The sequence below is a fragment of the Pseudohaliea rubra DSM 19751 genome, from assembly GCF_000764025.1.
Lineage (GTDB): Bacteria > Pseudomonadota > Gammaproteobacteria > Pseudomonadales > Halieaceae > Pseudohaliea > Pseudohaliea rubra.
Genome location: NZ_KN234745.1, coordinates 103,597 through 117,152, shown reverse-complemented (window position 1 = coordinate 117,152; position 13,556 = coordinate 103,597). Strand labels below are relative to the sequence as shown.

Genomic DNA, 13,556 nt, shown 5'->3' with positions numbered 1-13,556 from the left:
ATAAAGTTATAGGGAAAAGCTCGATTGCTTTTGAAATCATGCGCAGCCTTTGCCGGCATCGCCCCGATACTTTACCATTAGCGCCCTTCCCGACTCCCGCCAGTTGCAGACAGGACCGGTCCATGAGCGAACCCCAGCACCATCCCCTGATCATCCTCGGCTCCGGCCCCGCCGGCTACACCGCGGCAGTTTACGCGGCTCGCGCCAACCTCCAGCCGGTGCTGATCACGGGCATGCAGCAGGGAGGCCAGCTCACCACCACAACAGAGGTGGAGAACTGGCCGGGCGGCCCGGCGGACCTGCAGGGCCCCCAGCTGATGCAGGAGATGCTGGAGCACGCCGAACGCTTTGACACCTCGGTGATCTTCGACCACATCGACGCCGTGGATCTGTCCCGCCGACCCTTCCTCCTTGAGGGCAGCGGTCGCTTCAGCTGTGACGCTCTGATCATAGCCACCGGCGCCTCCGCCCAGTACCTCGGCCTGCCAAGCGAAGAAGCCTTCATGGGCAAGGGCGTGAGCGCCTGCGCCACCTGCGATGGTTTCTTTTATCGCAATCAGCGGGTGGCGGTGATCGGCGGTGGCAACACGGCCGTGGAGGAAGCCCTCTATCTGGCCAACATCGCCGAGGAAGTGGTGCTGGTACACCGCCGGGACGCCCTGCGGGCTGAAAAGGTGCTGCAGGACCGGCTGTTCGCCCGCGAACGAGAAGGCAAAGTCCGCATCCTCTGGAATCATGTGCTCGACGAGGTCCTGGGCGACGACAGCGGCGTCACCGGTATGCGCCTGCGCTCCACCATCGACAATGCGCCGCAGGAGGTGGAACTCGCCGGGGTCTTCATCGCCATCGGTCACAAGCCGAATACGGATATCTTTGCCGGCCAGCTCGCCATGCGCGAAGGCTACCTTACGGTAACCAGCGGCACCGACGGCAACGCCACGGCGACCAGCGTGCCCGGGGTCTTCGCCGCCGGCGACGTGGCTGATCATGTCTATCGCCAGGCTATCACCTCTGCCGGCTTCGGCTGCATGGCCGCGCTGGATGCCGAGAAGTATCTGGACGCGCTGAAGGCCTAGGCTTCGCGCGCCGTGCCGCTGCTTCCCTTCCTGGCACCGGACGACCCCTTTCCGCCGTCGAGGGAGGCCCTGAGCTATCCCAACGGCCTCCTTGCCGTGAGCGAGGACCTTTCCCCCGGACGGCTCCTTGCCGCCTACCGGCGTGGCATCTTTCCCTGGTTCGAGGAGCCGCAGCCCGTGCTCTGGTGGACCCCGGACCCCCGCCTGGTGCTTTTCCCGAGCGAGTTCCACTGCGCTCGCAGCCTGCGCCGCACCCTCCGCCGGCAGCGCTTCCAGCTTTCCGTCAATCGCTGCTTTCGCGAGGTCATGACGGCCTGCGCCGCGCCACGGCCTCACCAGGACGGAACCTGGATCTCGCCGCGCATGGAGACCGCCTATGCCGCCCTCCACGATGCCGGCTACGCCCACAGCATCGAGGCCTGGGATCGCGAAGGCCGCCTCGCCGGCGGCCTCTACGGGGTCTGCCTTGGCGGTGCTTTCTTCGGTGAGAGTATGTTCAGCCGCTCTCCGGATGCGTCCAAGGTAGCCCTGGCGGGCCTCGCCCACCTGCTCTGCGAGGGCGGCGGCCGCGTCATCGACTGCCAGGTTGAAACGGAGCATCTTCTTTCCCTGGGGGCCCGCCTCATCCCCCGAGTGGACTTCGAGGCTATGCTTGCCCAAACTGTGACCGACGAGATGGCGGCGGGCGCCTGGCGCCTGCCGGAAGACACGGGAGCATTGGCGTGACGTCTTCACTGCGGGATCTCAAGGTCTACACCACCTACCCCCATCGCTGCAGTTACCTGGAGCAGGAGGAGGCAACGACTCTGTTCATCGACCCGCGGCAGCCGGTCGACCAGAGCCTCTACACCAACCTGTCGCTCCTCGGTTTCCGGCGCTCCGGCAATCACATCTATCGGCCCCACTGTGCGCACTGCAACGCCTGTATCCCGGCCCGCATCCCCGTGGACCAGTTCCAGCCGAACCGGAGCCAGCGCCGGAGCTGGCGCCGCAACAGCGATCTTGCCGTGCACGAAGCGGGCCATATCCGCGACGACGAATGCTACGGGCTCTATGAGCGCTACATCCGCGAGCGCCATGCCGACGGCGACATGTATCCCCCGGACCGGGAACAGTACGAGTCGTTTCTAAGCAACGCCTGGGACTGCACCCGCTACTATCAGTTCCGGGAAAACGATCGGCTGCTGGCCGTGGCGGTGGTGGATGAAATGCTCGACGGCCTATCGGCCATCTACACCTTCTTCGATCCCGATGCCGCCGACCGGGGTCTCGGACGCTTCGCCATCCTCTGGCAGCTGGAGACGGCCCGGGCACGGGAACTGCCCCACGTGTATCTGGGCTACTGGATTCGCAACTGCCGCAAGATGACCTACAAAGCAGAATACCGGCCCCTGGAGCTATTCCGGGAGAACCGCTGGCAGGCAGTGGATCCTAGCAAGGACGACGGGCTTTTCTGAGCGCCCGATCTGTCGTTGTCGGGCTGGTGGAACTCCGGCGAGCTTTGCGGCAAAATGCGCGCTCGTCGTTTCAGGACCCCGGGGTCATATGGCAAAGGAAGACCAGATCGAGATGGAAGGGGAAGTCATCGACACCCTTCCCAACACGACCTTTCGCGTCAAGCTGGAGAATGGCCACGTCGTCACGGCCCATATCTCCGGCAAGATGCGCAAGAACTACATCCGTATCCTCACCGGTGACAAGGTCCGCGTGGAGCTGACGCCTTATGACCTCACCAAGGGGCGTATCACCTACCGCGAGCGCTGAGGCGCCCCGGGCAGGCGCTCAACCCTCCTCGGCGAGCGCGGCCTCTTCTTCTTCCACCCGCACTTCCAGTTTATCACCGGCTTGGTTCAGGCGTACGAAAGCGGTTCCGCCCGTGGCCAGCGGCCCGAAGAGTACGAGGTCTGCCAGGGGCTTCTTGATGTATTCCTGGATCACCCGCTCCATGGGCCGTGCGCCCATGTGTCGGTCATAACCCTTCTCCAGCAGCCAGAGGCGGGCGTCCTCGTCGACGTCCAGCAATACCCGCTTCTCGTCCAGTTGACCCTGCAGCTCCGACAGGAACTTGTCGACTACCGTAAGGATCACGTCCTCACCGAGCGCTTCGAACTGCACGACACTGTCGAGGCGGTTACGGAACTCCGGCGTAAACAACTTGCTGATCGCCTCCATGGCGTCCGTACTGTGATCCTGCGTAGTAAAGCCGATGGTGCGCCGGCTGATGTTCTCGGCACCGGCGTTGGTGGTCATGACCAGAATGACGTTGCGGAAATCAGCCTTGCGACCGTTGTTGTCCGTCAGCGTGCCATGGTCCATGACCTGCAGCAGCAGATTGAACACTTCCGGATGCGCCTTCTCGATCTCGTCGAGGAGCACCACCGCGTGCGGATGCCTGGTGACAGCCTCCGTGAGCAGACCGCCCTGGTCGAAGCCGACGTAGCCGGGGGGTGCACCGATGAGCCGGGAGACCGTGTGCCGCTCCATGTACTCTGACATGTCGAAGCGGATGAGCTCGAGGCCGAGAATGTTGGCAAGCTGTCGGGTCACCTCGGTCTTGCCGACGCCCGTGGGCCCGGCAAGGAGGAAGGAACCGATGGGCTTGTCGCCACCGCGGAGCCCGGCCCGGGCCATTTTGATGGAGGTAGCCAGCGCGCCCACAGCCTTGTCCTGGCCGAAGACCACCATGCGCAGGTTGCTCTCGAGCTTGGCGAGCACTTCCTTGTCGTTGCTGCTCACGGTCTTTGGCGGGATGCGGGCAATCTTCGCCACGACCGCCTCAACGTCGCTTTTGCCAACAACCTTTTTGCGCCTGGACGGCGGCTGCAGCTGCTGGAAGGCGCCGGCTTCATCGATTACATCGATGGCCTTGTCCGGGAGAAAGCGGTCCGTGATGTAGCGCGCCGACAGGTCTGTGGCAACGCGCAGGGCCTTGTCTGTGTAGCGCAGGCCGTGGTGCTCCTCAAAGCGCGACTTGAGGCCCTTGAGAATCTTGTAGGCATCGTCCGGGCTGGGCTCGAGCACATCGACTTTCTGGAAGCGCCGGGACAACGCCCGGTCCTTGTCGAAAATGCCGCGGTACTCGCTGAAGGTGGTAGATCCGATGCAGCGCAGTTTGCCGGAGGTGAGCAGGGGTTTGAGCAGGTTGCTGGCGTCCATGACGCCCCCGGAGGCGGCACCGGCGCCGATGATGGTATGAATCTCATCGATGAACAGAATGGCCCCCTCGCGACGCTTCAGCTCGGCAAGCAGGCCCTTGAAACGCTTCTCGAAATCACCCCGGTACTTGGTGCCGGCGAGGAGCGAGCCGAGGTCCAGCGCGTAGACGCTGGCGTCCTTGAGCAGCGTCGGCACCTCACCATCGACGATCATCTTGGCCAGGCCCTCGGCTATCGCCGTCTTGCCGACACCGGACTCGCCCACGAGCAGCGGGTTGTTCTTGCGCCGCCGGGCGAGCACCTGCACTACCCGCTCGACCTCGGCGATACGGCCGATAAGCGGATCAATGCGGCCCGCCTCGGCCTCGGCGTTCAGGTTGGTCGCATAGGTGTCGAGCGGGTTTGCCTCGGCCTCCTCGGCGCCCGCCTCTGCCGTCGCACCGGGAATCTGCTCGTCCTCGCCCTCTTCGTCGGAGACCTTGGAGATGCCGTGAGTGATGTAGTTGACCACATCCAGGCGGGTGACGCTCTGGGTCTTCAGGAAGTAGACGGCCTGGCTCTCCTGCTCGGAGAAGATTGCCACCAGCACGTTGGCGCCGGTGACCTCGCTTTTGCCCGAGGACTGGACGTGAAACACGGCCCGCTGCAGCACGCGCTGGAACCCCAGGGTGGGCTGGGTCTCCCGCTCGGCATCGTCCTCGGGGATAAGTGGCGTCGTCGAGTCAATGAATTCGACGAGGTCCCCGCGCAGGTTGCTGAGCGCCGCTCCGCAGGCCTTCAGCACGCGGATCGCATCATTGTTGTCAAGGAGGGCGAGGAGCAGGTGCTCCACGGTCATGAACTCGTGCCGGCGCGCCCTCGCTGCCCGAAACGCGTCGTTGAGCGTCTGCTCAAGATCTTTGCTCAGCATGGCCAGTGCTCCCCGGGGTTCAACCCTCCGATGCCTCGATTTCGCACAGCAGCGGATGCTGGTGCTCTCGTGCGTATTGATTGACCTGCGCCGCTTTGGTCTCGGCGATATCGCGGGTGTAGACGCCGCAGACGCCCTTACCCTGAGTGTGCACCGTGAGCATGACCTGGGTGGCCTGCTCGCGATTCATGAGGAAAAATTGCTCCAGAACTTCGACCACGAACTCCATCGGCGTGTAATCGTCATTGAGCAGAACGACCTTGAACAGCGGGGGCTTCTTGAGCTCGGGCTGCGCGTTTTCCAGCGCAAGACCACCATCGGCGTCGTCTTCCTGCGCCGACAGGCGCTCGGTGAAACGGCTGCGCATCATGCTCACGATACTGCTCTTCGGCTCCCTCGGATTCGTTACCAACGCAAGCATTATAAGACAAATCTCCTTGAATCCCAGCGGTGTCGGGGGAGCTGCTGGGAGTGGGAACCGTGCGTCGCACGATTCCGGGTTGAGGGCCGGATGCTTCTCTCAGTCGCTCCCCGATACACGCTTTGTGAGAGAAGCATCCGGCCCTCAACCCTGCCGCTGTGTGCAGCTCCCGGCGCGGCGTGGCCGGCTCCACGGCGGTAGGGGCGGCTGCTGGAGGGTGCGCCCACAAAGCGTGTATCGGGGAGCGACTGGGCGCACCCTCCAGCAGCTGCCCCGGCATGCTGCGGCAAGCGCGGACTAAACAGCGCCCCCCGGGAGTACCCCGTAGCAATCCCGGACACCTGCCAGAAAATTAAAAAAAAGGCCCGCACAAGCGGGCCTTTGACGCGGGGCAAGACCCTTACATGTGCTCGATGAGCGCGTCGCCGAAGCCGGAGCAGCTGACCAGGGTGGCGCCTTCCATCAGACGCTCGAAGTCGTAGGTCACCGTGCCGGCCTGAATGGCACCGTTCATGCCGTTGATGATCAGGTCCGCCGCCTCGTTCCAGCCGAGGTGGCGCAGCATCATCTCGGCGGAGAGGATCAGCGAGCCGGGATTCACCTTGTCCTGACCGGCGTACTTGGGTGCCGTGCCATGGGTGGCCTCAAACAGGGCTACCGTATCGGACAGGTTGGCGCCCGGCGCAATGCCGATACCACCGACCTGGGCCGCCAGGGCGTCAGACAGGTAGTCGCCGTTCAGGTTCAGGGTGGCGACGACGCTGTAATCCTTCGGCCGGGTCAGCACCTGCTGCAGCATGGCGTCGGCGATCACGTCCTTGATAATAATCTGCTTGCCGGTGTTCGGGTTCTTGATTTCAACCCAGGGACCGCCATCGAGGAGCTCGCCGCCGAACTCTTCCTGCGCAAGCTGGTAACCCCAGTCGCGGAAGGCGCCCTCGGTGAACTTCATGATGTTGCCCTTGTGCACGAGAGTCACCGAGGGCAGGTCCTGATCGATGGCATAGTGGATCGCTTTGCGGACCAGGCGCTGCGTGCCTTCTTTCGATACCGGCTTGATACCAATGCCGCAGTTCTCCGGAAAACGGATCTTGGTGGCGCCCATCTCGTTGATGATGAAATCAATGACCTTTTTCGCTTCGTCGGTATCCGCCTGGTACTCGATACCGGCATAGATATCCTCAGAGTTCTCGCGGAAAATGACCATGTTGCAGTCACCGGGATTCTTCACCGGCGACGGCACACCCTCGAACCAGCGCACCGGGCGCAGGCAGGTGTAGAGGTCCAGCTCCTGGCGCAGAGCCACGTTCAGGGAGCGGAAGCCGCCACCGACCGGTGTGGTCAGCGGACCCTTGATAGCCACGGAGTAGGTCTTGATGGCTTCCAGGGTCTCGCCGGGGAACCAGTCGCCTTCGTAGAGTTCCGCGGCCTTCTCGCCGGTATAGATCTCCATCCAGGAGATCTTCTTGCTGCCGCCATAGGCCTTCTCGACAGCGGCGTCGACCACCTTGATCATGACCGGGCTGATATCCACGCCGATGCCGTCCCCCTCGATGTAAGGGATGATCGGGTTGTCCGGGACGCTGAGACTGTGGTCGTCATTGACCGTGATGCGTTCACCCGTCTCGGGCACCTGGATGTGCTGATAGCCCATTGAATATCTCCAATACAGTATGGTTGGATGTCGAGCGCGGAGCGCCGTGCAGGGGCCCTGCTCAAGCGGTACGGAGTGTACCAGAATAACCCCCGGGACTCTCCTTCCGAGGCGCGCCGAGGCCGCCCTAGTCGCCGTAGCGGGAGAGCCCTGTGGCCGAGATCATCCTGTTCAACAAGCCTTTCCGGGTCCTCAGCCAGTTTACCGACGGCGAGGGTCGCAGCACCCTGGCCGACTACCTCGACGCACCGGGCTTCCGCCCCGCCGGCCGCCTCGACTACGACTCCGAGGGTCTGCTGCTGCTCACCGACGACGGGGCATTGCAGCAGCGCATCGCCAATCCACGGTACCGGCACTGGAAAACCTACCTGGCCCAGGTTGAGGGTGCAGCCAGCGAGGCACAGCTTGACGCGCTGCGCGCCGGACCGCTGCTCAAGGACGGCCCGACGCTGCCTGCGCGCGTCCGCCGGGTACCCGCACCGCCGCTCTGGCCCCGACAGCCGCCGGTGCGCAGCCGTCCAACGTTGCCGGACTGCTGGCTGGAGCTCTCCCTCCGCGAGGGGCGTAACCGTCAGGTGCGGCGCATGACCGCCGCCGTCGGCCTGCCAACGCTGCGCCTGGTGCGCATCGCCGTTGCCGACTGGATCCTCGGTGACCTCGCCCCGGGCCAGGGGCGGCAGACACGGGTACACCTGCCGGCCTCCGCGCCCCGGAGGCGCCGATGAAACGCTGGACGCCGCGTGCCACCGTGGCCACAGTGGTCTTTGATGGCAGCCGCTACCTGCTCGTGGAAGAGCGCGACAAGGCGACCGGCGAACTCGTGTTCAACCAGCCTGCCGGACACCTGGAGCCGGGCGAGGGGCTGGCCGCCGCGGCCCGGCGAGAGGTGCGCGAGGAGACCGCCTGGGAGGTAGTCCTCACCGGGGTGATCGGTGTATCTCTTTATACGCCGCCCGCCGGGGCGCCCAGCTTCCTGCGCACAACCTTCCTCGCAAGCCCCGTAACGCACCGCGCATCGGACGAGATCGACGCGGACATCACCGCAGTGCACTGGCTCCGCTACGAGGAAATCCTCGAGCGTTCTGCTAAACTGCGCAGCCCGCTGGTGCTCGCCGCCTTAGAGCGTCATCGTGCCGGCGCCATCCACCCTCTGGACCTGCTCTTCGACTCATGACCGGGAACGCCTCCAAGACCGTCATCGTCGGCATGTCCGGCGGCGTCGATTCATCGGTAAGCGCCCTCCTGCTTCTGGAGGCCGGCTACCGGGTCGAGGGTCTGTTCATGAAAAACTGGGACGAGGATGACGGCACCGAGTACTGCACCGCGAAGGCCGACTACGCCGACGCCCAGGCTGTCGCCGACCGGCTGGGTATCCCCCTGCACGGCGCCAACTTCGCCGCCGAGTACTGGGACAACGTCTTCGAACACTTCCTCGCCGAGTACCGGGCCGGCCGCACACCGAACCCGGACATACTCTGCAATCGAGAGATCAAATTCCGCGCCTTCCTGGACTATGCCCTGCAGCTTGGCGCCGACTGCATCGCCACCGGCCACTACGCACGTCGGGGGGTGGACGAAGCCGGGCGGGCCACCCTGTGCAAGGGGCTCGATGCGGCCAAGGATCAGAGCTACTTCCTCCACGCCGTCGGCCACGGCGAGCTGGCGCGCACCCTCTTCCCCCTGGGCGACCTGCCGAAGTCGCGGGTACGGGAACTGGCTGCGGCCGCGGGCTTCGTCACCCATGACAAGAAAGACTCCACGGGCATCTGCTTCATCGGCGAGCGCCGCTTCAGCGACTTCCTCAAGCAGTACCTGCCGGCACAGCCCGGGGCTATCGTCAGCGTCGACGGTGAGCAGCTCGGTCGGCACCAGGGCCTCATGTACCACACTATCGGCCAGCGCCAGGGGCTCGGCATCGGCGGCCTGGCCGGACGCGACGAAGCGCCCTGGTACGTCGTCGGCAAGAACCTGGACACCAATGAGCTGCTGGTCGCCCAGGGCAACGATCATCCGGCGCTCTTCAAGCAATCCCTGTGGACCGGTGCACCGACCTGGGTCAGCGACGAGACGCCGTCCCTGCCCCTGCGCTGCGCGGCCAAGATCCGCTACCGCCAGCAGGATCAGGCCTGTACCGTGCACAGCGAGGGCGAGGGCCTCCGGGTTGTTTTCGATGCGCCGCAGCGGGCGGTGACCCCCGGACAATCGGCGGTCTTCTACCGGGACGATCGCTGCCTCGGTGGCGCCATCATCGAGCGCGGGGCGTAGCTGTGACTGCACTGCGAGACCAGGCCATCGCGCTGGCCGGCGTCGCCCAGGCGGCCCGCCTGGTCGACCAGGTAGCGCGCACGGGCAGCTACCCGGACCATTTTCTGGCGGCCTCGATCCACAGCCTGTTTCAGTTTGATGCCCCCGACACCGCGGCGGTCTTCGACGGCCTCCCGGGAGTCAGGCTCGGTCTCGATACCCTGGCAGCTGTCCTCGCCAACCGGCAGGCTCCGGAGCATCGGGAAGTGGTCCGCTACCTTTTCGCCCTGCTCTATCTGGAACGACGTTTCGCCGCAGATCCCGAACGGATGGCGGTGGTCCACTCTCGCCTGGAGCACGCAAGCTTCAAAGCCGAGCACTTCAGCAGCCATGTCGGTCCGGTGTGCCAGAGCATTGCCGGGATCTACCAGGACACCCTGAGCACGCTCCGCTTCCGCATCAAGGTCACCGGGAGTGCCCAGCACCTGCAGGATCCGCGCATGGCCGACACCGTTCGCGCCCTGCTCCTGGCGGGCGTGCGCTCAGCCTATCTATGGCGCCAGCTCGGCGGCCGCCGCTGGCGCCTGGTCCTTGAGCGCCGCCGGCTTCTGGCCACCTGCCAGGCGCTGTCCCGGGAACTTGGGGTGGTGTAACATCCCGGCTTTTTCCGGGGAGGCACCCATGGAGCTTTCGGCCTTAAGCGCGGTCTCGCCGATCGACGGTCGCTACGGCGACAAAACCCGCGCCCTTCGCGACATCTTCAGCGAATATGGACTGATCAAGCGCCGCGTGCTTGTGGAGGTGCGCTGGCTGCAGCAGCTCGCTGCCCATCCAAGAATCGCCGAGGTGCCGCCCCTGTCGGGCGATGCAACGGCGCGACTGGAACAACTGCTCAAGGCGTTCGGTCCCGAGGCCGCCGCCCGGGTCAAGGCCATTGAGGCGACGACCAACCACGACGTCAAGGCGGTAGAATACTTCCTCAAGGAAAGCATCGCCGACAGCCCGGAACTCGCGGCAATCAGCGAATTCGTGCACTTCGCATGCACTTCCGAAGACATCAACAACCTGTGCCACGCATTGATGCTGCGCGATGGGATCGGCGGCGTGTTGCGCCCGGCACTGGCGCGAATCGAAGACACGCTGGCGGCCTTCGCCCGGGAGCACGCGGGGCTGCCCATGCTCTCGCGCACCCACGGGCAGACCGCCAGCCCAACCACCGTGGGCAAGGAATTCGCCAACGTGGTGGCCCGCCTGCGCAGGCAGCTCGCCACCTTGGACCGCTGCGAGTACCTCGGCAAGATCAACGGCGCCGTGGGCAACTACAACGCCCACCTGGCCGCCTATGCGGACGTCGACTGGCCCGGCCACGCCCGCGCCTTTGTTGAGTCTCTGGGGCTGTCCTTCAACGCCTACACCACGCAGATCGAGCCCCACGACTACATGGCAGAGCTGTTTGATACGCTCGCACGCATCAACACCATCCTCATCGATTTCAGCCGTGACGCCTGGGGCTACATTTCCCTTGGCTATTTCCGCCAGCGGGCCGTCGCCGGCGAAGTCGGCTCCTCGACCATGCCGCACAAGGTCAATCCCATCGACTTCGAGAACGCCGAGGGCAATCTGGGCCTCGCCAACGCGCTCTTCGGGCATCTCGCCGGCAAGCTGCCGGTGAGCCGCTGGCAGCGGGACCTCACGGACTCCACGGTGCTGCGCAACATGGGCGTGGCGATCGGCTACAGCCTTATCGCCTATGCCAGCCTCGAAAAGGGCCTGGGCAAGCTGGGGCTGGACGAGGCCCGCCTGGCCGCGGACCTCGACGGCGCCTGGGAAGTGCTGGCAGAGGCCGTGCAGACCGTGATGCGCCGCCACGGTATCGAGCAGCCCTATGAAAAGCTCAAGGAGCTGACTCGCGGCCAGGGCATTACCGCGGAGCGCCTCGCCGCTTTCATTGACGGCCTTGAGCTGCCGGAAGCCGCCCGCGCCGAGCTCTGCGCCCTGACCCCCGGCAGCTACACCGGCAACGCGGCCTATCAGGCCCGCGCCCTGGACTGAAGCCGTGGCCCCTGAGCCGCTCGCCATCGACTGGGAGGCCTTTCTCGCCCGGGACTGGCAGCAGCGGCCGCGGCTTTTTCGCGGCGCGCTGCCGGCCTTTGCCCCGCCCCTGGACGGCGATGACCTTGCGGGGCTCGCCATGGAGCCCGACGCTGAGGCCCGTATCGTAGAGCGCGCGCCCGATGGCTGGAGGCAGACCGACGGGCCCTTCGCCCCGGAAGACTTCCATCGCGATCATCCCTGGACACTGCTCGTTCAGGGCGTCGACCGCTGGTCACCGGCGGTTGCCGCCCTCCTCGACACCCTCGCCCCGATTCCACGCTGGCGCATCGAGGACGTGATGGTGTCCTGGGCTACCGACGGCGGCAGCGTAGGGCCGCACTACGACAACTACGACGTCTTCCTGCTTCAGGGCAGTGGCCGCCGCCGCTGGCACCTCGGCGGCTACTGTGACCGTGACTGTGCGCTGCTGCCGCACCCCACGCTGCGCCTTCTTGCCGATTTCGAGACTCGCCAGGAGTACCTCCTCGAGTGCGGCGACATTCTCTACCTGCCGCCCCGCATCGCCCACTGGGGAATCGCCGAGGGTCCCTGCACTACCTACTCCCTTGGGCTGCGTGCACCGCGCCTCAACGACATGGTCTCTCGCTGGGCGGATCGGGCTCTCGAATCCCTGGACAACGAGCTTTTCTATCAGGACCGGCACCTCGAGCCCGCCCGACGGGCCGGAGAAATCCGCAGCCGGGACCTGGAGCGGGCCCGGCTGCAGCTGCAGGCCGCCCTCGACCAGCTGGAGGATAATGACTGGTTCGGCGAGCTGGTCACGGAGAATCCACACGTGGAGGCCCCCGGGGAGGAGGAAATCGACGCGGCGCTGCGGCGCCTGGCTGACGCGGAGGCCGTGGTCTCCCCCCGTCCCGGCGCCCGCATCGCCTGGCAGGCCGATGGCGACGATCTGCTCGTGTTCACTAACGGCTGCGCCCTGCGGGTCGCGGGCGGGCTTCGCGATGGTGTGCTTGAGCTGGCGGCGGGCAAAGCCCTCGCCGGCAACCAACTCGCCACCTTGCTCGCCACGGCGGACGGCGAGCGGCTGCTCGCGCACTGCCTCGAAGAGGGGGCCATCGATGTCGACTGAGCTGACGCTGACGCGCGCCCGCTGGGCGCAGGACGAAGCCACGCTGCAGCGCCTTCGGGAAACGGTCTTCGTCCACGAACAGCAGGTACCGCCGGAGATCGAATGGGACGGCCGCGACCGCGACGCACTGCACGTAATTGCCCGGGACCGGGGCGAAGCCGTCGCCTGCGGACGGCTGCTCGCTGATGGCAAGATCGGCCGCATGGCCGTGCTGCCGGCCTGGCGCGGCCGGGGTGTCGGCGCAGCGGTACTCGCCGCCCTGATCGAGGAAGCCCGGCAGCGCGGTCTGCGCCGGGTCTATCTCCACGCCCAGGCTCACGCCGAAGGTTTCTACGCGAGCCGGGGCTTTGCCGCCGAGGGGGAGCGCTTCGAGGAAGCAGGCATACCGCACGTGGCCATGGCACTGACCATAGACTTCCTTGACTGCCCGGTTCCTGTGGCGCCGGTGTACCAGCCGGAGCCCTTCGCCACGCTCGTGCTGTCGCTGGCGCGCAGCGCCCGGCGACAGCTGGCCTTGCTCAGCCCCGCTCTGGACCCGGCGCTGTTTGAGCCCCCCGGTCTCAGGGAGGCGATTACAGCCCTCTGCCGGGAGACCCGGGAGGCGGAGGTGCGCATCCTCGTTGCCGACGGGCGCGCTCTGACAACCCGCGGCAGTGCCCTCCTCGTCCTGGCCCGCCGCCTGCCCAGTAAGCTGTCCCTGCGCGAACTGCCGGAGCACCCGCAGTGGCCCGGCGATAGCTGCGTGATCCGCGACCGGGATGGTCTGCTCGCTCTGCCTGCCGACCCACTGAGCGGCGGCAGCTACCAGCCCGACGACCGCCCCCGGGCAGCGCAGGCCCTGGAGCGTTTCGACGTGCTGTGGCGCCAGGGGCAGGAAACGCCGGAACTGCGCGCCCTGCATATCTGAAG

At 65.7% G+C, this 13,556-nt stretch carries 14 protein-coding genes; 11 read left to right on the top strand and 3 right to left on the bottom strand.

The features are described 5' to 3' along the window. The first annotated feature begins 122 nt into the window (after positions 1-122). From trxB to infA, 4 genes are all read left to right on the top strand, one after another. Positions 123-1,076 carry a thioredoxin-disulfide reductase gene (trxB, locus tag HRUBRA_RS00595; protein ID WP_035513465.1) on the top strand — a complete coding sequence of 318 codons (954 nt, stop codon included), beginning with the start codon at positions 123-125 and terminating at the stop codon, positions 1,074-1,076. Positions 1,077-1,088: 12 nt separating this feature from the next. After that, on the top strand, positions 1,089-1,802 hold the full coding sequence (gene aat, locus HRUBRA_RS00590; RefSeq protein WP_052094227.1) for a leucyl/phenylalanyl-tRNA--protein transferase: 714 nt from the start codon (positions 1,089-1,091) through the stop codon (positions 1,800-1,802). Next, entirely contained in the window at positions 1,799-2,533 is a 735-nt protein-coding gene (locus HRUBRA_RS00585; RefSeq protein WP_035513462.1) for an arginyltransferase, read from the top strand. Before aat ends, HRUBRA_RS00585 begins: the two co-directional genes overlap by 4 nt. An 88-nt stretch (positions 2,534-2,621) precedes the next feature. Next, the gene (gene infA, locus HRUBRA_RS00580) at positions 2,622-2,840 is read left to right on the top strand and encodes a translation initiation factor IF-1 (protein WP_035513460.1); all 219 of its coding nucleotides are present in this window, start codon (positions 2,622-2,624) and stop codon (positions 2,838-2,840) included. 18 nt (positions 2,841-2,858) lie between these two features. Here the strand turns inward: infA and clpA are convergent, their stop codons facing one another. From clpA to icd, 3 genes are all read right to left on the bottom strand, one after another. Then, positions 2,859-5,141 (bottom strand): ATP-dependent Clp protease ATP-binding subunit ClpA, encoded by a 2,283-nt coding sequence (gene clpA, locus HRUBRA_RS00575; RefSeq protein WP_035513459.1) that lies wholly within the window; start codon positions 5,139-5,141, stop codon positions 2,859-2,861. A gap of 19 nt (positions 5,142-5,160) precedes the next feature. After that, a complete protein-coding gene (gene clpS / locus HRUBRA_RS00570; RefSeq protein ID WP_201771497.1) occupies positions 5,161-5,511 on the bottom strand; it encodes an ATP-dependent Clp protease adapter ClpS in 351 nt (116 codons plus the stop codon). A gap of 451 nt (positions 5,512-5,962) precedes the next feature. After that, positions 5,963-7,216 carry an NADP-dependent isocitrate dehydrogenase gene (gene icd / locus HRUBRA_RS00565; protein WP_035513458.1) on the bottom strand — a complete coding sequence of 418 codons (1,254 nt, stop codon included), beginning with the start codon at positions 7,214-7,216 and terminating at the stop codon, positions 5,963-5,965. 152 nt (positions 7,217-7,368) lie between these two features. On the opposite strand from icd, the gene HRUBRA_RS00560 reads away from it, so the two are divergent. The 7 genes from HRUBRA_RS00560 to HRUBRA_RS00530 are packed head-to-tail and all read left to right on the top strand — an operon-like array spanning position 7,369 to position 13,554. Beyond that, positions 7,369-7,941, top strand: a complete 573-nt coding sequence (locus tag HRUBRA_RS00560) for a pseudouridine synthase (protein WP_035513457.1) — start codon at positions 7,369-7,371, stop codon at positions 7,939-7,941. After that, complete coding sequence (locus HRUBRA_RS00555; RefSeq protein WP_035513456.1) at positions 7,938-8,390, top strand: NUDIX domain-containing protein; 453 nt, start codon at positions 7,938-7,940, stop codon at positions 8,388-8,390. The genes HRUBRA_RS00560 and HRUBRA_RS00555 overlap by 4 nt, the downstream gene beginning before the upstream one ends. After that, positions 8,387-9,481: a tRNA 2-thiouridine(34) synthase MnmA gene (gene mnmA, locus HRUBRA_RS00550; protein WP_035513455.1), complete on the top strand. Its 1,095-nt coding sequence runs from the start codon at positions 8,387-8,389 to the stop codon at positions 9,479-9,481. The genes HRUBRA_RS00555 and mnmA overlap by 4 nt, the downstream gene beginning before the upstream one ends. Before the next feature lie 2 nt (positions 9,482-9,483). Further along, the gene (gene hflD / locus HRUBRA_RS00545) at positions 9,484-10,113 is read left to right on the top strand and encodes a high frequency lysogenization protein HflD (RefSeq protein ID WP_035513453.1); all 630 of its coding nucleotides are present in this window, start codon (positions 9,484-9,486) and stop codon (positions 10,111-10,113) included. Between the two features lie 28 nt (positions 10,114-10,141). Next, the gene (gene purB, locus HRUBRA_RS00540) at positions 10,142-11,512 is read left to right on the top strand and encodes an adenylosuccinate lyase (RefSeq protein ID WP_035513452.1); all 1,371 of its coding nucleotides are present in this window, start codon (positions 10,142-10,144) and stop codon (positions 11,510-11,512) included. 4 nt (positions 11,513-11,516) lie between these two features. Then, the gene (locus tag HRUBRA_RS00535) at positions 11,517-12,647 is read left to right on the top strand and encodes a cupin domain-containing protein (RefSeq protein WP_035513450.1); all 1,131 of its coding nucleotides are present in this window, start codon (positions 11,517-11,519) and stop codon (positions 12,645-12,647) included. Next, a complete protein-coding gene (locus HRUBRA_RS00530) occupies positions 12,637-13,554 on the top strand; it encodes a GNAT family N-acetyltransferase (protein ID WP_035513449.1) in 918 nt (305 codons plus the stop codon). The genes HRUBRA_RS00535 and HRUBRA_RS00530 overlap by 11 nt, the downstream gene beginning before the upstream one ends. Positions 13,555-13,556: the final 2 nt, after the last annotated feature.

Excerpts from the sequence above, each read along its gene's own strand:
- HRUBRA_RS00555 (WP_035513456.1), top strand. The coding sequence starts at position 7,938 with ATGAAACGCTGGACGCCGCGTGCCACCGTGGCCACAGTGGTCTTTGAT.
- infA (WP_035513460.1), top strand. The coding sequence starts at position 2,622 with ATGGCAAAGGAAGACCAGATCGAGATGGAAGGGGAAGTCATCGACACC.
- mnmA (WP_035513455.1), top strand. The coding sequence starts at position 8,387 with ATGACCGGGAACGCCTCCAAGACCGTCATCGTCGGCATGTCCGGCGGC.
- clpA (WP_035513459.1), bottom strand. The coding sequence starts at position 5,141 with ATGCTGAGCAAAGATCTTGAGCAGACGCTCAACGACGCGTTTCGGGCA.
- trxB (WP_035513465.1), top strand. The coding sequence starts at position 123 with ATGAGCGAACCCCAGCACCATCCCCTGATCATCCTCGGCTCCGGCCCC.
- HRUBRA_RS00530 (WP_035513449.1), top strand. The coding sequence starts at position 12,637 with ATGTCGACTGAGCTGACGCTGACGCGCGCCCGCTGGGCGCAGGACGAA.
- clpS (WP_201771497.1), bottom strand. The coding sequence starts at position 5,511 with ATGATGCGCAGCCGTTTCACCGAGCGCCTGTCGGCGCAGGAAGACGAC.
- icd (WP_035513458.1), bottom strand. The coding sequence starts at position 7,216 with ATGGGCTATCAGCACATCCAGGTGCCCGAGACGGGTGAACGCATCACG.
- purB (WP_035513452.1), top strand. The coding sequence starts at position 10,142 with ATGGAGCTTTCGGCCTTAAGCGCGGTCTCGCCGATCGACGGTCGCTAC.